Genomic DNA, 21,497 nt, shown 5'->3' with positions numbered 1-21,497 from the left:
TGGTCACCTCGCTAATAAAAAAACACTGATCCAAGTCAGTGTTTTTTTATTAGCTATACAAATGTTTCTTTAAATCGCTCGTTTGAACTGGGTATTGTATAACTCGTAATAGGCGCCCTGCATCGCAAGCAGCTCCTCATGACTTCCTTGCTCAGCAATTCCTCCACCCTGGATCACGAGTATGCGATTGGCGTCCTGGATCGTACTTAGCCTGTGGGCGATTACAAAGCTTGTTCGACCCTTCATCAAATTCTTCATTGCTTGTTGAATGTGCATTTCCGTACGTGTGTCCACGCTACTGGTTGCTTCGTCAAGAATTAATATGGCAGGATCAGCTAAAATTGCGCGAGCAATCGTTAACAGCTGGCGCTGGCCATGACTCAGATTACTGCCTTCTGCATTGAGGAGGGTCTCGTAACCATGCGGCAATCTTTTGATAAAAGCATCCGCATTGGCTAGCTGCGCCGCTTGCTCAATCTCTTGATCGGTCGCATCGAGTCGGCCAAACCGAATATTCTCACGAATCGTTCCCGAGAATACATGCGCATCTTGCAGCACCATCCCTAGTTGACTACGAAGTGCGTTTTTATTCAGCTCTCGGATGTCGCGACCATCAATTCGTATGGAACCGCCATTCAAATCATAAAATCGGATCAGCAGGTTAACGATGGTTGTTTTACCTGCTCCTGTTGGGCCAACGAGTGCAATTTTCTCCCCAGGTGTTGCTTCAAACGTAACGCCCGACAGAATCGGGGAATCCGCTTTGTAAGCAAAAGAAACGTCCTGAAAAACAACCTCCCCTGTTAATCTTGGGAGATCCTCACTTTCTTCATCCCCGTATTCGGACGGCATCTCCAAAACCTCAAACACACGCTCTGCACCGGCGATTGCAGATTGAATTAAATTGTACTGGTTAGCAAGATCAGAAATGGGTCTACCGAACTGTTTGGAATAGGTAAGGAAGCTAACGATTATACCAACCGTAGCCATGTTATGGAAAGCCATCCAACCCCCAACCCCGGCAATGATCGCAAAACCAAGGTTATTAATCATGTTCATCACGGGTCCTACTAATCCTGATACGATTTGTGCCTTAATGCTGACCTTATTCAGTTCTCCACTTATTTTTCGGAATCGTTTAACTTCTGACTCTTCCCTACTGTATTGTTTGACCACCTTTTGTCCGCTGATGGTTTCTTCGATGAACCCGCCAAGTTCACCTAAATGTCGCTGCTGATTTCTAAAATAAGTGCGGCTTAAACCAATGATTTTTCGACTAGCCAATAATACGAGCGGGATCGTGATTAATGAGACTACAGTCAACGGAACGTTCAGCATTAACATAATAACGAGGGAGCCGCTTAGTGTAATCAAACTATTTAACAATTGGGTTACACTCTGATTGAGTGTGCTGGATACACTCTCTATATCGTTAGTTGCCCGGCTCATCAATTCTCCGTTAGCCCGAGTGTCAAAAAATTTAATGGGCAGCTGCTGATACTTGCTGAACAGATCACGGCGCAGCTCAAAAACAGTATTCTGCGAAACAGATGTCATGACGTATGCTTGCACCCAGGCAACTACACTGCCTAGCCCATAAATGCCAATAAGGAGTATGCAAAACCGAATAAGACCCTGATAATCGTGTGGAATAACCGCAGTATCAATCGCTTTACCGATGAGATACGGTCCGATCAATGAAAGAAGTGCATTCAACACAGTAAATACATATACAATGATTAACCCGAACCGCTGACGATTCAAATAAGTCCAGATGCGTTTAAGCGTGCTCGCTTGATTTTTGGCGCGCACGATTGGCACAGCGCCGCCGCGTCCGGGGCCAGATCCCGGTCCTATTCCTGGTCCGAATCCGCCTGGTCTATGGATAGGGGGAGTGTTCATGCCGTTGTCATGCTTTGACATAAGGAACCTCCTCCCCTTTCATCTGTGATTTCCAGATGTCTCGATAAATTTCACTGCTACTCATTAGACCATCATGTGTACCTTGTACAGCAATTCGGCCGTTTTCTAGAATTAAGATGCGGTCCGCGTCAATCACTGATGTGACACGCTGAGCAATCATTATATTAGTGCTGCTACTCAGCCGTTTTTTTAACATTTGCCGAATTCGTGACTCAGTCGCCGCATCGAGCGCACTCGTACTGTCATCCATGATGAGAATTGTTGGCTGTATTAACAACGCCCTTGCAATCGAAAGCCGTTGCTTCTGCCCACCGGACAAGTTGATGCCTCGTTGGCCAAGCACTGTATCATAACCGTGTGGTAGCTCTAAAATAAAATGGTGCGCTTCAGCAGCTTTTGCTGCTTGTTCCACTTCTTCATCCGTAGCCTCCGGTCTGCCATATCGGATATTATCACGGATTGTTCCGCTGAACAGAATGGCTTGCTGCATAACGTAACCGATCTTGCGACGTAAATGTTCCAAAGAAATTTGCCGAGTGTCGGAACCATCAATTGTGATTGATCCAGAAGAAACATCGTAAAGGCGTGGAATGAGGCTTACCAAGGTTGATTTACCAGCGCCTGTGGCTCCAAGGATGGCTACAGTTTCACCTGGATCAGCAGTGAAATTGATGCCATCTAACACGAGGTTCTCATCCGCAAGATCATAGGCAAAGGAAACGTTGTCAAATACAATTCGACCGTTTAGTATCGTATCTTTTTTAGATTCGGTTACGTTTGTAATCTCGCTTATCGTAGAAAACACTTCATTCTCCCGATCTGCGGAGACCTTTGCACGCGAGAAGAATGTGAGCATATTGCTCAACATCAGCATAGACATCAACAATTGGGTGATATAGTTAATGAAGGCAATTAACTGACCGACCGGCAGGGAGCCGTTCCAGCTCTGCAGCCCACCAAACCAAAGCACAGCTACGATACTGACATTGAGCACAAGCATCATGAGCGGCATATTTAACGACATTAATCGCACCGCTTTTATCGCAGTCTCAGTGTAATCCTTGTTCGCTGTATTAAACCGTTTCTGTTCATGCTTAGCACGGACGAAGGCTTTGACTACACGAATACCCGATAAATTTTCCTGCAATACTGTGTTGACGCCGTCTAATTTGACCTGCATTTTCTCGAACAAAGGGAAAGAAAGTCGAATTAACCCATATAATATTGCAACCAGCAATGGCACGGCAACGACAAGGATAAGGGTCAGCGAAGGACTAATCCGTATAGCCATTATCAAGCTGCCGATTAATAGCAATGGAGAGCGAATATTCCGCAAAATCATCTGAACAAAGGTTTGTAGCTGCACCACATCATTTGTTAGACGAGTAATCAATGAACCCGTCTTCAATTGATCCAGATTCTTGTTTGAGAATTTCTGAATATGTTCAAACAGGTTAATCCGTAAATCATTCCCGAAATTTTGTGAGGCGATACTCGAAAAAACGGTGCAGCCCACCCCACCAATTAGACCGACAAATGCTACTCCAAGCATGGTCAATCCCGTCGAATAAATATGTGATAAATCTTTCGTCATAATCCCATGATCCACAATGCTTGCCATTAGTGTAGGTTGAAGCAAATCCATAAACACTTCGAGCATCATCATAAGTGGTGCTAACACAGACCACAACCAATATGGCCTTAAGTAACTCTTAAGTTTCCACATTCCATCACCTTTTAAGATAAATATGTGATTTTTGATTTCATCGGTGTTCTTGGCTTAGCATTTGGAACTTCCTCCGGATATCCAATGCCAAATAGTCCAATCACATCGTAATCTTGCGGGACACCTAGAATTTCACGATTATGAGGTAAAGCACCTAAAGAAGCCCAATAGGCTCCAACTCCCACTTCATGTGCAGCTAATAAGAAGTTCTGTGCGAAACATGCGGCAGCCATAACATTCTCATCACGTTCAAACGCTGTTGCACCAGGTTTAGATAAGATAGCAAGAACGACAGGAGCGCTTCCAAAATTCGTCTTATGCTTTAATTTAGCTCTAGTCTCAGGCCCGATAAATAGGAGTTCCCAAGGTTCGTTCATACGATGGTTTGGAGCATAACTAGCTGCTTCCAGCCAATTCAATAAATCATCCTCATGAATCGAATCCGCCTTAAATTGCTTAATACTTCTACGGGTTTTTATAAGATCAATGGTTTTCATTTTTTTGATCATTCTCCTCTTTTTTAATTTCGCCAACAGTCTTATCTTCCGGCGTTACTTCATGAATCTGAAAAATATGGATAAACTCTTCAATGATCGCTTCCGTTGCCTTCAATTCACCGCTAATCACTTGCTTAATCGAATCCAGCTCCGGTGTTTGCAGCTGCCGCTGTAAAGTGGCTCGATTCACATTCAGCTTTTCCAAAAATGCTAGAGCTCTGCCGCGACGAAAAGTTTGAGCACTTTTTGGGGGACCATCCATAGAATCCATCCCATGTCTGCTCATATGCTCGCGATCTCTATGCTCTCCACGGTCTTTGTGATCCCCATGTTCTCTATGACCGCGTTTTCCGAAATGTCCATCACGCATATTTACTCCTCCTTTACTTTGTATACATATGTATACGTTTCGTTTATGTATACAAATGTATATGTCCGATAGTTTTCTGTCAAGTTATCTTTTTCATTAGCAAGATCCACAAAGAAAAAACCGCACAGAGTGCGGTCAGCTTGGAGAGATGCTATTCATTTTACTGACCAAGATTTTTTGCTATATCTCAACTATTGATTAACCTTCTTTAATCTTTGCGGCTCCTTAGGATCTAGTTGCTTCCAATCTGATGCATCTCTGTCTGTGAAAATATAATCCGTATCTGGTTCATTAGCAAATCTAACATATACAGGGAACTTCGGCATTGAGCTCAGTTTAGCTTTAATACTCAGTAAATCAGATTCAGAGTATCCTTCAACAGTGATCAAATATTCTCTTAAGTTTTTCTCAAGTGAATTATATTTAAACTGAAGTGCTGCGTACATTCCTAGAACGAGCAGAGTAATAATTACAACGGAGATAGCTACAAACTTTCTAATTCTAGAAGCACCTCCTGTAGTAAGTCTATTTTAGGAACAATCATTTTCTGTGTTAATGTGAATTGATTAATGTAGAGACGAATTAATGTTATAAAGATCGAGCAAGACGAAATCCAAGATCATCCACACTAAATGTGGGATGGCTGCGACGACGACAGGTTGCTCCACAGCCCCTAGCGTCTTCAGCCCAGCTGCCTCCTCGAAAAATCCGATAGGAGCCGTACACTTGTTCATCATATAAATCCCAGCACCACTCCCAAACATTCCCTAACATATCATAAAGCCCCCATGCGTTCGGTTCTTTCGTACCTACTACATGGAGCTCACCATCTGAATTTTCATTGTACCAAGCTATCTTATCTAACTCGCCATATTGATAGCCAGTAGTTTCTGCTTTACATGCATATTGCCACTCTGCTTCTGTTGGAAGTCGATACCCATTGGATTCCCTATCCCAAATAATATGTTCTCCATCATCGCTGATAATATAAGCTTTTTTCAATCCGGACTTCTGAGAAAGCAGATTACAGAAAGAAATAGCATCATTCCAAGATACATTCACGACAGGTTTATGATTTTCGACGGATGACTTCGTTGTTTTATTAGTAATAGCATTGTATAGATCCACCGTTACAGGATTCGGTGCAAGAAGAAATGGTTTTATTTCAGTCTTCCATTTAGTTTTTATTCGATCGTCTCTTAATTCTATTGCTCCCCCTAGAATTTTAACCATTGGATTGTTCAAGTAGCGTTCAATTTCGTTTGACACTTTATCTCCTCCCATCTTTTTAACAAAATCCAACTCCTAAAGATGTATGAATTCAAATAATACTAATCAAGTATTGACAGGGTATAAAGATTAGAACTATAATCTAAACAATTCCTAGAAAAATACTATGAATTACATAATGTTCAAAATATCTAATTATATTCAGGTTGTCCAGAAGAAGGAGTGTAGACAAATGCCAAATGTTCAAACTTTCAAAGCAACTGCCCATTTACAAGATGGGGTTAAAGTCATTACTAAAGCAAGACAATTCGAGCTCGTCATCGATGAGCCACAAAATCTTGGGGGTACGGATACAGGAATGAATCCTGTTGAAGCTTTGCTTGCTTCTTTAGGGGCCTGCCAATCTATTGTGGCTCGAGTTTATGCTTCCAAATTTGAGGTAGAGCTTGAAGATTTCAGAGTAGATGTTGAAGGTGATCTGGACCTCGATGGATTTTTCAACCGTTCTGAAGTCCGTCCCGGCTATTCCGATATTCGATATACATTCTACATAAAGACCCCATCCCCTGCCGAGAAGGTCGAAGCATTCGTACAATTTTTAGAAAGCAAATGCCCTGTTGGTGACACGATTGCTGCCCCGGTAAATCTTAAGCTGAACCGTATTGTGATTGAAAATTAACCGATTGATTAGCTAAATAGTATCAAGGGCTGTGAGGTTGCATCAAGCAACTTTACAGTCCTTTTTCATTTCAACCTCTCATCCATCATATAATACTAAAAATGAAGGACCTCGGAGGTACCTAAGGAATGAATCCTATACTGAGCACAGTAGATAATGAGATCGAGCGTTTAACGGCATTCCTGATTGATCAACAGCAGCAAGATGGATCTTGGCATTTTTGTTTTGAGAATGGAATCGTTATCGATGCCTATGTCATCATTCTCTTTCGGATTTTGAACGTACAGAATGAAGCCCTGATTCGACAGCTACATGATCGCATTCTTGCTGAGCAACAGTCCGCTGGATTCTGGCACTTGTATAGAGATGAAGAAGATGGGAACTTATCCACCTCGGTTGAAGCCTACTACGCCCTTCTCTATTCTGGGTACAGTAAGGTGACAGATGAGCCGATATTGCGCGCAAAGCATTATATTCAATCCAAAGGTGGAATTGGAAAAGTAACTAGCATCCTAACCAGAGTCATTCTCGCAGCTACTGGACAGAGCAAATGGCCTTTATCGATCTCTTCGATTCCCCTAGAAGTTCTGTTGTTCCCGTCTTATTTTCCTATTAACTATTTTGAGTTCTCTGGCTACTCAAGAGTGCATCTCACGCCTATGCTTATTATGGCCGATCGACGTTTCTCGATCTCAACAGCGAATGCTCCTGATCTATCTGATCTCATAGACACACGCATTGAAGATGCTGAACCCGCTTCCCGTGGATATCATGAGCTGCAGGACGTTATTCAAACTGGCCTAAGCAGACTTCTTGGAAGCCCTCGCTACATTCACGAAGTTGCCCGAACCAAAGCAGAACAGTTTATTCTCCAGCGGATTGAATCCGACGGGACTCTATACAGTTACGCAACTAGCACAATTCTTATGGTCTATGCCCTTCTGGCTCTGGACTATGACCAGCAGCATCCTCTGATTACGAATGCCATAGATGGGCTTACCTCGATGCAATGCCGTTCTGAAAGTAAAACAACAATTCAAAACTCTCCGTCTACGATATGGGACACGGCTCTAATCGCTTATGCTTTACAGGAGGCACAAATTCCCGATCATCATCTCGCGATTCAACGCGCTACTACGTATCTGCTGACCAGACAGCAGCATAAAACAGCTGATTGGAGTATTCATAATCCGGATACGACTCCGGGAGGATGGGGTTTCTCAGAATCTAATACGATTAATCCGGATGTGGATGATACGACCGCTGCTTTACGAGCCATTCGAAGTTTATCAATAACTCAGCCATCCTATCTAGAATCATGGAATCGTGGACTGAACTGGGTCCTATCGATGCAGAATAAAGACGGTGGCTGGCCAGCTTTTGAAAAAAACACCAATAAAGAAATGCTCACTTGGCTCGCAATCGATGGGGCTAAATCTGCTGCTATTGATCCCTCGGAGGCAGATCTAACCGGGCGCACCTTGGAGTATCTCGGGAACTTTGCCGCCCTTGATACGCGAAACGAATTCATCGGGCGAGGTGTGAAATGGCTGATTCAGCATCAGGAGAAGGATGGCTCATGGTACGGAAGATGGGGCGTTTGTTACATCTATGGGACTTGGGCTGCCTTAACAGGATTGCAGGCCGTTGGCCTGCCACTGGAACATGAAACATTGCAAAAAGGAGCGAATTGGCTCCTAAGCATACAGAACTCGGATGGGGGTTGGGGGGAATCTTGTCATAGTGATCGGCTTTTGAAGTATGTACCATTAGGCGAAAGTACGCCTTCCCAAACCGCATGGGCGCTTGACGCACTCATCACTATTCAGCCGAAATCAACAGCTGCGGTGGAAAAAGGGATTGAAAGATTAATCATGTCTATTCATGAAGAGGATTGGAAAACTTCTTATCCAACTGGCGCTGGTCTCCCCGGTAATTTCTATTCCAATTATCATAGTTATCGCTATATCTGGCCGTTACTCACACTGAGTCATTTTAGAAAAAAATACGGTCAAGGATAATACTCGGTAATAACTAGCGTAGTCCTGTTTCACTTCTAAAGTGTCTCATAAAAGCTAGATCGCGACTTTATGTAGTCCTCTTTTGGATCTAGCTCCCCTTTCCAATAGCCCGTTCCTGTATGTATTCATTAGTTCAAACAAAATTCGTAAAAAACATCAGAGCAGCGATCATCCGCTAATGGAGAATCGTTGCTCTGATGTTATGAACCGGGGGTTGAATACTTTTGTCCGTTACACTTCCTTCTAAATCACCCATCCATTTATAGCTGTACAAAATACAGTTAAACACCTCGCTGCTCCCCGTTACCTTCATCCGCCTTCATACTGTTACACAGAGGGTTGCATTACTCAATTTACTTTTTGGAGCACGATACCGAAATATCCCCATTCAAGAAATAGGCGTAATCGTCGGTGGTTTCGGTGACCGTTCCCAAGCATGAGTTACCTGCAATGTTGCAGCATAGGTGATCAATGAAACGATTAGCGTTCCGGACAGTTCAATGATCTGCCCCAGGTCCATTCGTTGCAGAATACCATGAGCCGTCATCCCGCAAATTGTCATGATAATTCCTCCCGCACCCACCTTGAATACAATGCGAAAGTCAAAATAAAATCCGATCGTTCCTGCCACAGACATAAAATTCAGCAGCGTCAGCAGCAAAAGCCCCAGTCCGAACCCTATAGCAACCCCTTCGATGCCAATATTAGAACCGAGAACAAAGATCGCAATCACTTCAAAGATATTCGTAAGAATATGGTTACACATGACGGTTGATGCTTTCCCCAAACCAAGCAGAATCGCTTGCAGTGGTGCTCCAAAATAATAAAGGAAAAATAAGGGGGCAATCAACCTTAGCAGCTCGCCCGCTTCTGGCGAATGATAGATCAAAGTAGTTAATGGTACAGCCCATAAGTACAGGATGATTGTACATGGAAGACCAACAATAAGCGCGGATCGCATAGCCATATCCATCCGACTATGCATAAGCTTGCTATTATTGCTCACACTTGCTTCGCTGATCGCCGGAATTAATGCAGTGGACAACGATTGTGTGAAGAAGCTGGGGAGAAACAACATGGGGAGAGCATATCCCGCTAAAAGTCCGAATTGCTTAGTCGCCATCTCAACCCCCACACCAAACAGGACTAGACTTTTCGTAATCAGCAATGGGAGAAACGCATGATAGAGAGAATGAATAAAACCGCTGCCTGTCATCGGTAAGCCGATGCGCAGCAGATCTTTCAACGTACTGTCTCCTTTGGGTGAAAAACTTGAACTAGGCGGTGGGGTGGTTTTGATCTTCCCTCGATTTGCCCATTTGAAGACAGCAAACAAATAGAGCAAACCAAAACCTTCGCCGATCACGGAAGCCGCCATAGCGCCCGCAGCTGCATAAGCAATCCCATAAGGCAGCAAAACGTTGACAACACCGATAATGACAATGATTTGCGCCAAATTTTCAATAATATCGGAAAAGGCCAGCGGGTTCATGTTCTGTTTCCCACGAAAATAACCTTTCAGTACAGCTGACATCGCAATAATTGGAATGATCGGCGTAATAGCGACCATAGCATAATACGCCCGCTGATCGGCTAAAAAAACCGACGCGATCCATTTGGAGCCAAATAGAGCCACTAAAGTTAGTATAATACTCAACGTACCCGTAATACTTAAAGATACTTTGAGAATTCGCTTTACTCGCGCTTCATCCTGCTTAACCTCAGCTTCTGAGACAAGCTTTGAAATCGCAACAGGAAGCCCCAGCTCTGTCAACGTAATAAACAAGGGTAGCAGTGGATGAGCAATCATAAGCAGCCCTACCCCCTCGGCTCCTAAGAAACGTGCCAGCAAAACGCCATTCAAAAATCCAAGCCCTTTTGTAAAAAATGACGACACGGTTAAAATGAACGTGCCACGAATAAAGCTTTGTTTACGCATCCCCATTTCTACGCATCTCCACCTATGGTTTGTCCTGGCCCTACTTTCTAACTTATTCGAACAAACACAAGTACATGCAGACAAGTATTTGTAAAGTATATAATCTGCAAAAAGCCCGACACACCATAGTTGGTGTACCGGTCAATTTCCTCATATTTTAGTATCCAATAAAGGAGTCCAAATCACTCCTACATACTCATGTGGAGCAGTGGAAATGAAATATATGAACCCCCGCAACAATAAGTACAACAAAAAAACCGCGAAATATATCGCGGTTTTTAGAAATGAACTATATTTACTATCTATCTAACATTAACGCATGACACCTAGTCGATTTTATTGAATTCAATCCAATCGATCTGCAAACCTGGTTTGATGAACTCCAATTTCATATCATAAAGACCTGCTTCGAGTTCAACTTTCACAAGCTTTTGTCTGATCCACTGACCTTCAGTACCATTTGTTTGAATGGTTGTCATCAATTGATCATTCACTGATACATTGCACGCACTTTGAGCCAGCTCAGGTTCCGTTGACATAATATGCACCAGGATACGGTATTGACCAGCCTGTTCCACTTTAAAGCTAGTCGATCCTTCTACGACAGGTTTAACCTGTGGATTCTGTGATAAGGATTGAGCTTGTTCTTCAGTAAGTGAAGGATTAGCTTTAAAGAACTCTACAGTTTCTACAATTTCCTGTTTTCTCGAGAATACAGGTGCATTCATGATAAACTCACAAATGTTTATGGCAGAACGTTGGAGCTCTCCACGGGTTAACGTGCCATTTTCCAACGACTCAATGGTGTTATCATTCCATCCGTTAATTTCTGAACCATAGTTAGGTACAACCATATAGAGGTCGTTTTGTGCACGAACCATCCAATTTGTAAATTTCCGATCTGCTGGTCCACCATTAACTACATCATTCATGATCGCCCACCAGTCAGTCATTACAATGCCTTTAAAGCCCCACTCTCCACGAAGAATCGTGGTGTTCAAATCATAATTCGAAGCCGCCCAGTGTCCATTAACTGGATTGTAGGAGGTCATTACAGAATTCGAACCGCCCTGCTTCACGGAGATTTCAAAACCTTTCAAATAAATCTCACGAAGTGCACGTTCAGACACCACGGCGTTTACTTTACTACGATGTTTCTCCTGATTGTTACAAGCGAAATGCTTCATCGTAGCGGTTGAGCCGCCTTTCAAAATACCGCGAGTACATGCAGCAGCAAACACCCCAGAGATCAAAGGATCTTCTGAAAAATACTCAAAGTTACGTCCATTAAGCGGACTGCGTCGGATATTGAGGCCAGGTCCAAGCAAGGAATCCACGTTATTTCTTAACAACTCTTGCCCTTCCATAACATAAAGCTCTTCTACCAAATCCGCATTCCAAGTAGCTGCAAGAAGCGTTCCGATAGCAACTTGAGTCGCCTTTGCTCCGCTGTCCATACGAATCCCTGAAGGACCATCAGCTGTACAAGCCACTGGAATTCCGAGATTAAATAAACTGTCACTTACGCCTCCAAATGCAGAAGCCGTGCCCGGTGTAACTAAAGGACTGCTCATCCCTTCACCACGTACAATTGCAGCCAAATCCTCATCACTGAGCTGTGCAATGAAAGCTTCCATGCTAACCTTCTGTTCATATACGTCTCTTAATTTATATCCTTTATTACCTGTTTGTGAGATCGTCTCTGGAAGATTAGTTTCAATTCGCTCAGCCAACGAAATTTTACGTTTAGGAACTTCAACATAAACAATCTCGTACGAACCGTCCGCCTTCTGAGCACCTGGCATCATTCTCGTAAAGCTTTCTGTAGGCGCGAGCGCTTCTTGCAATTGCTCCACAACTTGAAGAGCTTCAACGACATAGCCTTCTTTACCCTCAACACCGACTGCCACCACTTGTTTAACACTAGTTCCCACATACAAGCGGTACGTTCCTTCTTCGAGAACATAGGCAGAAGCATGTCCTGTTACGCCTGCGTCATCATAAGAAGCCATAGAATGAGCTGAGAAACTCACGGTAAGGCGCTGTGCTTCACCCGGTTCAAGAACTTTCGTCTTACCGAATGACACCAGAGCTTTAGCTGGCTTACCAAGCTTACCTTGTGGAGCTTCATAATAGACCTGAACAACCTCTTTACCAGCAAAGGAAGTTCCTGTATTGGTAACGGTTACGCCGATTTCAATGAAAGACTCGCCTTCTTTGGTAATCAACTTGGCTTCTTCTGGCTCGATACTAAAAGTTGTATAAGATAAACCATAACCAAATTCAAATTGAACCTTATCTGGGCAAAATGTCTCGAAATAACGATATCCTACATAGATATCTTCCTGATACAAGTTCGTAAATTCATTGCCGTAATTCTGTGTTGATGGGTAATCATTGATGGAATAAGCGATTGTATCCGTCAGTTTACCACTTGGAGTTACCTCTCCAGACAGCACATCTGCAATCGCATTTCCGCCTTCCATACCACCCTGCCATGAATAAATCACAGTTGAAATTGGATATTTATAGCTTTCATCGTTCATCCAGTTCATATCAATAATGTTGGAGACATTCAGGACAACGATTGTTTGCTCAAAATATGTAGTTACCTGCTTCAGCATTGCCTGTTCATCATTTGTCAATTGGTAGCTGCCCGGTGCATCAGCATTATCCTGATCTTCCCCTGCCGTGCGTCCAATTACAAGAATGGCTTTATTCGATTTGTTTCTAGCTTCGGAAACCAATTCATTGCTCAAAGACATTTCCTTCTGATGCCAAGGTTCTGCAGCCCATGCGCCTCCACCATTATCAAATGGATTCTGTTCAATCCACTTTTCATAGACAGCAGCCAGATCTTCGTTAACTGTAAAGTTCTTCTTAGTGCGAAGACCATCCAATAAATTGGTCGTATAAGTAACATGGACACTACCGCCGGAACCTGTACCACTGCGATAATAATTCACTTGGGATCTGCCAAAAATCGCAACATTATCGCCTTCGCCAAGCGGAAGTACCTGATTATCATTCTTCACCAGCACCGCACCTTCAGCGGCTACTGTCCGGCTAAATTCTGCAAAACCTTCTAATGGAATTCCCACATTCTGTGTGCTCAACTTATTTCCTCCTGTTGTTCAATTCTATAGGTTGTTTCTTGAAATCTTCATTCCTTTAATAACATGCTAACAATGCATCTATATCATTATAGTACATTGGAAAACTGGAATATATATAATAATTAACTTTATTAATATAATAATTTTAGTTTGGACCCTTCACTAATTTAATTACGAATAGTTTTGCTGTTGGATGTAAGACCGAAGGAAGAATATGATGTGGCACATATTCCAGGGGCTATATCTATTCCTATTGAAGAATTAGAAGAGAAGCTTGCTTCCTTACCCTCAAATTATGATGTAGTCGCTTATTGTAGAGGACCTTGCTGTTTAATGTCCGTGGAGGCAGTCGAATTAAAAACAAAAGCAAGAACATTAAGAAGTGTTGCTAGTAAGGCGGAAAATCTAATGTCGACGAAAGTTAGTGATTCTACAAGTATTACAATCATCCTAAATGGTTACAAAGTTACCTCGTTTCTCCAGAAAAGCAACACCAATTATATCGGAAAACACTATTTATTGTCATCATTTCGCAAATTTTTGGAGGAGCAGGTCTTGCTGCTGCACTTTTTACACTAGGATCTGCTGGGGCAGCATTATTTGTTGGACATCTATCTCAAAGATTCGGAAGGCGTAGTGATCTTGCTACTGGATTCTTAATAGGCGGATTAGGAGCAATCGGAGTCGTAATTTCTGCTTTAACTAATAATATTCTACTTTTATTGTTCTCATTGCTTATCTATGGAGCAGGCACTGCAACTAATTTGCAGACATGTTAAGCGGGTACATATTTGGCGGCCCCCACTCAACGAGAAACAGCGATTAGCATCGCAATGGTTTCAACTACATTTGGTGCTGTTGCTGGGCCAAACTTAGTTAATGTAATGGGGAAGTTCGCTGAATCTATTGGTGTCCCGGCTCTTGCAGGACCGTTCATTCTAGCTGCTGCAGCATACATTGTCGCTGGTTTAATCCTTCTAGCTTTGCTTAGACCAGATCCGCTCGTTGTTGCAAAAGCTCTTGCAGAGGCACTAAGCTCCACTCCAAGTCATCCTGATCATTCAACAGGAAATACAGCTTCTTTCAACAAAAAGGGCGTTATTATTGGAGCCACAGTAATGGTCTTAACTCAAGTTATCATGATCGCAATAATGACAATGACTCCAGTACATATGGGACATCATGGACATGGACTGAAATCAGTGGGACTTGTTATCGGATTTCATATAGGTGCGATGTACCTCCCTTCTCTTTTAACAGGGATTCTCGTTGATAAAGTTGGACGAAAAGCAATGGCCATTGCTTCAGCAGTCACGCTTCTTCTTGCAGGCATAACAGCGGCTATAGCTCCTGCTGATTCTTTACTTGTGCTTATCATTGCATTGTCTTTGCTCGGACTAGGTTGGAATTTCGGTTTAATTAGCGGCACTGCACTAATCTTAGATTCCACTACACTATCTACTCGTGCCAAGACGCAAGGTTCAGTAGATGTCTTGATCGCGTTGGCAGGAGCATCTGGTGGAACTTTATCTGGTATGATTTTAGCAAATTCCAGTTACGCCATTTTATCACTTGGTGGAGGCTTCGTTGCATTATTGCTTATTCCAGTCGTTCTTTCGTCTCGAAATTTGAATAACAATAACAAAGGTTGACCTCAAGAAAGATATGAGATCAACCTTTGACTTTTAATAGTAATTTATTTTAAAAAATAGCGTACATTTCAATCCACAAGTGGGCTAATCGTCATTTGTATAATACTAATTTCACCATGACCGCCCGTGATTCTCAGCGTATTAATAGCACCCGGCAATACATTGACGGTAATATTCGTACGGCCACTAAATTGTTGAGCTCCACCAGTGGAGAGGGCATTAAGGAGCGAGTAATCCTTATCATTGACGTATAAATTCACTTTTGCCAGACGTTCACTCGTAGCATAATGAAGTTCAATGGAAGCTCTGCCTCCCTCTCCTCCCTCTATATTATTGAAAATAACGTAGGAACCCTCTGTTTGTAAGTGGCTCACCACCTGTTGACCTGATTCTAGCGTCTGTATTTCTGCTCCTCCAAAAACCATACAATCCGAAGCCGGATATGTCTTAAGATAAGGATTGACTTCCGGTGTAGTTCCAATCGATGAGACGCCCTCTTTTGTCTGAATAACCGGCTTGATCGTACCGTCTTCGTTGAACTCTAGGTAATCGATACACACGCTACGCAGATTACCTTCTCCAGAAATGGACTGATTATGATAGAACAAATACCATTGGTCTTTGAACTCCACCACGGAACCATGAGTTGTTGAACAGCCTGTCGGCTCTAGAAAGATCCCTCTGTACATCCACGGACCAAGCGGATTCTCACTGGTGGCGTATCTCATTCGATTATTGTCTTCTAAGTTATCCGCATAGGTAAGGTAGTAAAGACCGTTTCTTTTGAATACCCAGGCTGCTTCATGAAAATCTTCTAGTCCCTCCATTTCAGTCATCCCGTTCTTCAGAGACAACATATCTTCATTCAGTTCCCCGCCAAGACATGTACTCCCTCCGCCGTAATACATATAAGCGCGATCATCTTCGTCCACTAACACACATGGATCGATCAAAGCGAACCCGCCAAGCCCTGGAATATATCCCTGATCGGTAAAATCACTTGCTGGCTTCTTGCTTGTCGCTACCCCAATTTTCCACGAATCATTCCAATTCGAGTCACTCGGATGAGGATAATAGAAATAGTAGGTTCCATTCTTGTACGCACAGTCTGGAGCCCACATGAAACCGCCTTCAGGTCTGCCCCAAGCGACATCGTCCGAACTAAGAATTTCACCTTCATCCACCCAATTCACCATATCTTGAGAGGAAAATACGTGGTATCTGTCCATAAGATCACAGCCTCTGGCTGGATCCATATCATGGGAAGCGTAAATATAAATCTTACCATCACTCCAGACATGAGCTGATGGGTCAGCCGTATAGATGGATGTAATTACAGGATTCAAAGATGTTCTCTTTTTTGATTCGACAATTATATCTTGATTGTTGTTAGACATGATAAGACCTCCTGAAGTATGCTTTTTTGATAGGTTGCTATTCTACTTCTGTTTTGACCATGAGTATTTAGGTTGCCAAGACAGGAGCTTTTTCGCCAGAGCATTACTGACAATAGCCTCTCTATCTTGGAATGTCTTACGCAAGTCTCCTACTTCAGAGTAAAAGCTCTTCAGCAGTTCTTCTGTTGTTCGGTCACTTAATGTATCATCTCCAGTGATGTTCAGGTGGATGGCTCCATTAAGTTCAGCATGAAGAGCGGCAATACAAGCCGTCACTGCATCCCGAATATCAATATAACTCCATAAAATAGGTTTGAAGGTCTCTGGTTTTGCAATCGCAAGATGTCGATAATCTCCAGGACCAGTAATCATAGAGAAACGTAGGGATGTCACCTGCATACCGTTTCTCCGGTGAAACATTTCAGCAGTCAGCTCGTTGACGACTTTGGAGAGTCCATAACATTCTTGCGGTAGCTGTGGATGGTCTTCGTCTACCGGAAAATAATGCGGTGAAAAGGGTTGTGGAGCCCAAGCAAATCCGTAGGAAGACTCACTTGAGCCCATTATCACTTTACGAATACCCAAGAGAGAAGCCGCTTCTAGTACATGATAACCAGCCACTGTATTGTTCGCATAAATATAAGAATGTGGATAATGAATCGGAGCAGGTATTGCAGCTAAATGTATGATAGCATCTACGCCTTCAAGCGATCCCACCACTTGCCCGAAATCATTCAGATCGACTTTAATCTGCTTGCAATGAATTCGATCAGACAGATGATTATCTAACGACACAACATCATATTTCTGCTCTTGGAGCATCCCGATTACTTGAGAGCCAAGTTTGCCCCCACCACCAGTAACGGCAATAGTGTTCATTTCAATCTACCTCCTTGATCTGCGGTTATTTTAGTACTGTAATCTAAGGGCGTACCAATGTTCCGTCTGCTTTGCGGTCCAGAGGATAAGGCCGGTGATATTGACTAGAACTCCATTGTTCTCTGAGAAGAGTTTTAGCCTGCACTTCATCGATATCAATACCTAATCCCGGTTTGTCAGAGGGGTACAGGTACCCACCTTGTCTGACGATATGTCCTGGAAAAGCTTCTAATTCTTCCTGCTTGAAATGATTAATTTCCTGGATGCCGAAGTTCCAAAGTGCCATATCCAGATGAACTGCAGCTGCCTGGTTCACTGGATCATTTTCTCCTCCTTCTTGCCAAGCCGTGCGGACACCGTAGATTTCACCCAATGCGGCTATTTTACGACAGGCACTGATGCCCCCTGCCTTAGAAACTCGTACCCTAATAAAATCAATCAGTTTCTCCTGCATAAGCCCTGTCCATTCCTGCGGGTTCACAAATAACTCACCCACAGCCTGCGGTGTTGCGCTCTGTTGCCGAAGCTGGCGGTACCAACCAATCTGCTCTGGTGCTATTGCATCCTCTAAGTAGAAAAGACTGTAAGGCTCTAAGCGTTTTGAGAGTTGAATCGCATGTATAGGCGAGAGGTGCTCATGGACATCATGAGTGAACTGAACGCCGGATCCAAATTCCACACGAAGCTTCTCGAACATGTCAGGAATGGCATTCAGATAAGCATGCTCGTCAAATACAGGACCACTGCTCCAAGGATGGACAGGAAGCTTCGCTTCCTTCCCGCTGACAAACCCACCGCCGCCGTATCCTCCCATCTGGACACGAATCACTGTGTAACCTTCCTCAATGAATTTATAGACATCTTCCTTGAGCTCTGTGATATCATTGCCACCAGCATGGCCATAACAAGGGATCGCCGAACGGCAGGCACCTCCCAGAAGCTGATAGACTGGCAGGTTCGCTTCTTTACCTTTGATATCCCACAAGGCCATATCAATACCACCGATAGCCGTATTAAGAATGGCACCGTTTCTCCAATAACCACTCATATGCATAAGATGCCAGAGGTCTTCAATATTTGCCGGATCACGACCCTTTAGAAGTGGTGCAAGCAGTTGCTCAACAACTTGAACTACAGCCTCAGGATTATACAAATCTGATGCGGAACCAATCCCATACAATCCATCCTGATCCGTCGTTACTTTCACAATTGTCCAGCTTCCATCATGTCTGGTGCGGATGCATTCTACTCCTGTTATTTTTGCCATGATTTCACCATCCCCTTTTGTGTCGCTTTTATTTTAATGTAATCATCGACACATCCAAACGGGACGTTATTAAACTTTCCACCGCATTTCTATCCTCTTCCTGTTGATGGGATAGAATGGAACAAAAAACGTCCTAGACTGTCGTAAAACGACAACTTGGGACGCCTTTTTATTAATCAAAAACCCTTATGATAATCACTTCAAATTATAAATCCGATACAGTAGGTCTGTGGTCTCCGCACGTTTCAGCAGCCTTCTGAATTCAGATTGGCGTCACTTCCATGCAGTAACTCCGCAGCTTATTTTTTGGCAGCAAGATAAGCGTCTATTTGTTTCTGAGTTTCAGTAATAATTTTATCAAGTCCGTTTTTCTTTTGAGTCTCCACATAATCCGCTACAGCTTTGTTAACATCCTTCACCATACCGTATTCAATCGGTCTGCTGATCTCATCGGTGGCTTGATCGCGTTTAGCTAATTCATTCTTCATAGCATCTTCAGCAATAAACAGACCGTCAATCGGGGAATTCACATTGTACGGCTGATTAGCAAAATCGGCTTCTTTCACCCAGAAATCTTTAGCATAAGTTGTTGTTGGACGCATGTATTGAGGTTTCCAGAACGCCCATTGTCCACCCCACTCCATGTAATTACTCGTAGAAGACTGCATGCCTTCCGGATAATCCGCAGCTTCACCATTCAGGACATAGGTTTTGCCTTCGATACCGTATTGCAACAAATCATATAGCGTTTGGTCAGTCTCAACCATATCAAGGAAACGAAGTACCCGATCTGGATTCTTGGAGTTTACATTGATGGCTACAACATTAGCAAGTGCTGTACGGTTGACATACTTTTTGTCTGGATACATGAGCGACATCCCTTGTTTATAGGAAGCATCAGAGAAGCCTGGATCAGCATAAGCCCATTCATGTGATGTTACAGTAAAGAGCAATTTACCGTTTCTCCACTGATCTTCTGCTCCTTCTTTATCAATCATGGCATCTCTGTTGATCAGTTTGTCGTCATACCATTTCTTTGCCAAAAGAGAAGCTTCGAGGAAGAAAGGCTGTTGTTCAACAGATTGAATAGTAATTTTTGGATCACTCAGATAGAAGCCTAACCCATGGAAGTTGAGATCTACCCATTCATCGCGGATATAATACAAAGATAGAGGTGTAGTACGGGAAAGCTTCTCGTTCGGATAAGCTTTTTTCAGCTCACGAAGCAGATTGTCGACATCTTCAATCGTTTGAATAGAATCCGGAGCGATGTTAATGCCTGCTTTTTCAGCCAGATCTGAACGCCATCCAGCAAATTTACGTTCATTCATTTTCATTGTCCATGGAAGTCCTACGATTTGTCCGTTAACTGTTGCAGCTCCTAACGTTCCTTGTTCTACATATTTCTTCTCAAGATTAGGCGCATATTTCGGGAGCAGATCATTTAAGGCCATGTAGGAACCTTTTGCAGCCATTTGTTTATAGGAGAGCCAATCTCCATCAAAGTTCATATCCCAGTTATCCCCGGATGCGGCCATCACGAGCATTTTTTCCTTGAAGTCGCCAAAAGGTATGAAATTTACGGAGAACTTAACGTTTAGGCCTTTGGATTTCACGTAATCACTAATTTTGGACCAAACCTCGTCCGTGGCCGCCTTTTTGTCCCCACCGAAATAGAATTTGAGTGTAACTTCATCTTCACCTTTCGCAGGCTCTGTGTTAGAACCGGTGTTGCCCTTGTTTTGATTCGTTTCATTGGATGAAGTATTTCCGCCACTCGAGCTACATGCGGACATAATCAGTCCTAGCAATAGCATTGCTATCAGGACGATCTGAAATCTACCCATGCGTTTGCGCATCCTAATCTCCCCTTTTACCTTTAATTTATACTATACGACTTAAGTCGACATAGTTAACCTTTAACTGCTCCAATCATAAGACCTTTAACGAAATAACGTTGCAGGAATGGATACAAGAAAATAATAGGTCCAATGGTTATAACTGTTAGCGCCATTTTGATAGACTCGGAAGGAATCTGAGCTGAAATCCGCTGCATCGCTGCCGCATTTCCAGAGTTCTTCAAGAAATCGACATTAGAGATCAATGTACGCAGAAGGAGTTGCAGTGGTTGAAGCTCTTGCTTATCGACGAACATTAACCCGAGGAACCAGTCGTTCCAATACCCGAGTGCTACGAACAAGCCAACAGTCGCTAGAACTGGTAGAGCCAGTGGCATGATCAGCCTAGAATAGATTCTGAATTCACCTGCACCGTCCATTTTGGCCGATTCATGCAGATCCTCTGGAATAGAGAGCATAAAGTTTCGAATTAGAAACATATTGAAGGCATTCCCCAGCGATGGAAGAATAAGCGCCCAAATCGTATCTTTCAAATGCAGGTATCTGACGATAACGATATACCAGGGAACCAATCCCCCACTGAAGAGCATGGTGATGATGACAAAGATAGAAAGAATATTCCTATATTTAAAAGAACGTCTTGCCATTACATAAGCGCCCATGCTCGTTAAGAAGAGCGACAAAATAGTTCCGACAACAGTGACGAATGTGCTGACTCCGTACGCTTCAAAGATTCGATTAGAGCCAAGAAGTAAAATACGATAGGAATCAAATGTTATCGTCTTCGGCCATATAGAATAGCCGTACTGCATAATATCTTTTTCCGTACTAAGCGAGCCTGAGATCACCATGAGAAACGGGAACAGGCAGGCCAGACTGAATAGGCCGATGACCAAAGCGATTAGGAACTGGCTGAAAGAGAATTTTCTTGCTGACATCGTG

Annotated in this window: 15 protein-coding genes and 2 pseudogenes; 4 read left to right on the top strand and 13 right to left on the bottom strand. The window is 43.1% G+C overall.

The features are described from left to right. Window positions 1-69: 69 nt before the first annotated feature. From MKX41_RS07705 to MKX41_RS07685, 6 genes are all read right to left on the bottom strand, one after another. A complete protein-coding gene (locus MKX41_RS07705; protein WP_340969380.1) occupies window positions 70-1,923 on the bottom strand; it encodes an ABC transporter ATP-binding protein in 1,854 nt (617 codons plus the stop codon). Beyond that, on the bottom strand, window positions 1,910-3,649 hold the full coding sequence (locus tag MKX41_RS07700) for an ABC transporter ATP-binding protein (protein WP_340969379.1): 1,740 nt from the start codon (window positions 3,647-3,649) through the stop codon (window positions 1,910-1,912). Before MKX41_RS07700 ends, MKX41_RS07705 begins: the two co-directional genes overlap by 14 nt. Window positions 3,650-3,660: 11 nt before the next feature. Further along, entirely contained in the window at window positions 3,661-4,146 is a 486-nt protein-coding gene (locus MKX41_RS07695; RefSeq protein ID WP_076285740.1) for a nitroreductase family protein, read from the bottom strand. After that, window positions 4,133-4,516 (bottom strand): hypothetical protein, encoded by a 384-nt coding sequence (locus MKX41_RS07690; RefSeq protein ID WP_339248126.1) that lies wholly within the window; start codon window positions 4,514-4,516, stop codon window positions 4,133-4,135. Before MKX41_RS07690 ends, MKX41_RS07695 begins: the two co-directional genes overlap by 14 nt. 191 nt (window positions 4,517-4,707) lie before the next feature. Beyond that, a complete protein-coding gene (locus tag MKX41_RS32285) occupies window positions 4,708-4,998 on the bottom strand; it encodes a hypothetical protein (protein WP_405176747.1) in 291 nt (96 codons plus the stop codon). A 106-nt stretch (window positions 4,999-5,104) separates the two neighbouring features. Next, window positions 5,105-5,800, bottom strand: a complete 696-nt coding sequence (locus tag MKX41_RS07685; RefSeq protein ID WP_340969377.1) for a formylglycine-generating enzyme family protein — start codon at window positions 5,798-5,800, stop codon at window positions 5,105-5,107. 178 nt (window positions 5,801-5,978) lie between these two features. Here MKX41_RS07685 and MKX41_RS07680 point away from each other — a divergent pair, with 178 nt between their 5' ends. Further along, the gene (locus MKX41_RS07680) at window positions 5,979-6,425 is read left to right on the top strand and encodes an OsmC family protein (protein WP_042188137.1); all 447 of its coding nucleotides are present in this window, start codon (window positions 5,979-5,981) and stop codon (window positions 6,423-6,425) included. Window positions 6,426-6,553: 128 nt separating this feature from the next. After that, window positions 6,554-8,446 carry a squalene--hopene cyclase gene (gene shc / locus MKX41_RS07675; RefSeq protein ID WP_340969376.1) on the top strand — a complete coding sequence of 631 codons (1,893 nt, stop codon included), beginning with the start codon at window positions 6,554-6,556 and terminating at the stop codon, window positions 8,444-8,446. Between the two features lie 388 nt (window positions 8,447-8,834). On the opposite strand, the gene spoVB is transcribed toward shc, so the two are convergent. Next, window positions 8,835-10,391: a stage V sporulation protein B gene (gene spoVB, locus MKX41_RS07670; RefSeq protein ID WP_340969374.1), complete on the bottom strand. Its 1,557-nt coding sequence runs from the start codon at window positions 10,389-10,391 to the stop codon at window positions 8,835-8,837. Window positions 10,392-10,711: 320 nt separating this feature from the next. After that, the gene (locus tag MKX41_RS07665) at window positions 10,712-13,501 is read right to left on the bottom strand and encodes a glycoside hydrolase family 3 C-terminal domain-containing protein (protein WP_340969373.1); all 2,790 of its coding nucleotides are present in this window, start codon (window positions 13,499-13,501) and stop codon (window positions 10,712-10,714) included. A gap of 180 nt (window positions 13,502-13,681) precedes the next feature. Here MKX41_RS07665 and MKX41_RS07660 point away from each other — a divergent pair. After that, window positions 13,682-13,858 (top strand): annotated as a pseudogene (locus tag MKX41_RS07660) (rhodanese-like domain-containing protein); the annotation flags it as partial. Between the two features lie 92 nt (window positions 13,859-13,950). Beyond that, a pseudogene (locus MKX41_RS07655) lies at window positions 13,951-15,153 on the top strand (MFS transporter); the annotation flags it as partial. 68 nt (window positions 15,154-15,221) lie between these two features. Here MKX41_RS07655 and MKX41_RS07650 read toward each other — a convergent pair. The 5 genes from MKX41_RS07650 to MKX41_RS07630 all read right to left on the bottom strand — a co-directional run bounded on the left by MKX41_RS07650 (window position 15,222) and on the right by MKX41_RS07630 (window position 21,493). After that, on the bottom strand, window positions 15,222-16,550 hold the full coding sequence (locus tag MKX41_RS07650; protein WP_340969372.1) for a family 43 glycosylhydrolase: 1,329 nt from the start codon (window positions 16,548-16,550) through the stop codon (window positions 15,222-15,224). Between the two features lie 42 nt (window positions 16,551-16,592). Beyond that, entirely contained in the window at window positions 16,593-17,429 is an 837-nt protein-coding gene (locus MKX41_RS07645) for an NAD-dependent epimerase/dehydratase family protein (protein ID WP_339271240.1), read from the bottom strand. A 43-nt stretch (window positions 17,430-17,472) separates the two neighbouring features. Continuing rightward, complete coding sequence (locus MKX41_RS07640; RefSeq protein WP_340969370.1) at window positions 17,473-18,696, bottom strand: enolase C-terminal domain-like protein; 1,224 nt, start codon at window positions 18,694-18,696, stop codon at window positions 17,473-17,475. Window positions 18,697-18,995: 299 nt separating this feature from the next. Then, complete coding sequence (locus MKX41_RS07635) at window positions 18,996-20,555, bottom strand: extracellular solute-binding protein (RefSeq protein WP_340969369.1); 1,560 nt, start codon at window positions 20,553-20,555, stop codon at window positions 18,996-18,998. A gap of 53 nt (window positions 20,556-20,608) precedes the next feature. Then, window positions 20,609-21,493 (bottom strand): carbohydrate ABC transporter permease, encoded by an 885-nt coding sequence (locus tag MKX41_RS07630; RefSeq protein WP_340969367.1) that lies wholly within the window; start codon window positions 21,491-21,493, stop codon window positions 20,609-20,611. Window positions 21,494-21,497: the final 4 nt, after the last annotated feature.

The sequence above is a fragment of the Paenibacillus sp. FSL R5-0475 genome, assembly GCF_038004585.1.
GTDB lineage: Bacteria > Bacillota > Bacilli > Paenibacillales > Paenibacillaceae > Paenibacillus_AQ.
This window is presented reverse-complemented; position numbering and strand designations above follow the sequence as displayed.

Coding starts and splice junctions, on each gene's coding strand:
- MKX41_RS07705 (WP_340969380.1), bottom strand. CDS start 1,923: ATGTCAAAGCATGACAACGGCATGAACACTCCCCCTATCCATAGACCA.
- MKX41_RS07700 (WP_340969379.1), bottom strand. CDS start 3,649: ATGTGGAAACTTAAGAGTTACTTAAGGCCATATTGGTTGTGGTCTGTG.
- MKX41_RS07695 (WP_076285740.1), bottom strand. CDS start 4,146: ATGAAAACCATTGATCTTATAAAAACCCGTAGAAGTATTAAGCAATTT.
- MKX41_RS07690 (WP_339248126.1), bottom strand. CDS start 4,516: ATGCGTGATGGACATTTCGGAAAACGCGGTCATAGAGAACATGGGGAT.
- MKX41_RS07685 (WP_340969377.1), bottom strand. CDS start 5,800: ATGGGAGGAGATAAAGTGTCAAACGAAATTGAACGCTACTTGAACAAT.
- MKX41_RS07680 (WP_042188137.1), top strand. CDS start 5,979: ATGCCAAATGTTCAAACTTTCAAAGCAACTGCCCATTTACAAGATGGG.
- shc (WP_340969376.1), top strand. CDS start 6,554: ATGAATCCTATACTGAGCACAGTAGATAATGAGATCGAGCGTTTAACG.
- spoVB (WP_340969374.1), bottom strand. CDS start 10,391: ATGGGGATGCGTAAACAAAGCTTTATTCGTGGCACGTTCATTTTAACC.
- MKX41_RS07650 (WP_340969372.1), bottom strand. CDS start 16,550: ATGTCTAACAACAATCAAGATATAATTGTCGAATCAAAAAAGAGAACA.
- MKX41_RS07645 (WP_339271240.1), bottom strand. CDS start 17,429: ATGAACACTATTGCCGTTACTGGTGGTGGGGGCAAACTTGGCTCTCAA.
- MKX41_RS07640 (WP_340969370.1), bottom strand. CDS start 18,696: ATGGCAAAAATAACAGGAGTAGAATGCATCCGCACCAGACATGATGGA.
- MKX41_RS07635 (WP_340969369.1), bottom strand. CDS start 20,555: ATGCGCAAACGCATGGGTAGATTTCAGATCGTCCTGATAGCAATGCTA.
- MKX41_RS07630 (WP_340969367.1), bottom strand. CDS start 21,493: ATGTCAGCAAGAAAATTCTCTTTCAGCCAGTTCCTAATCGCTTTGGTC.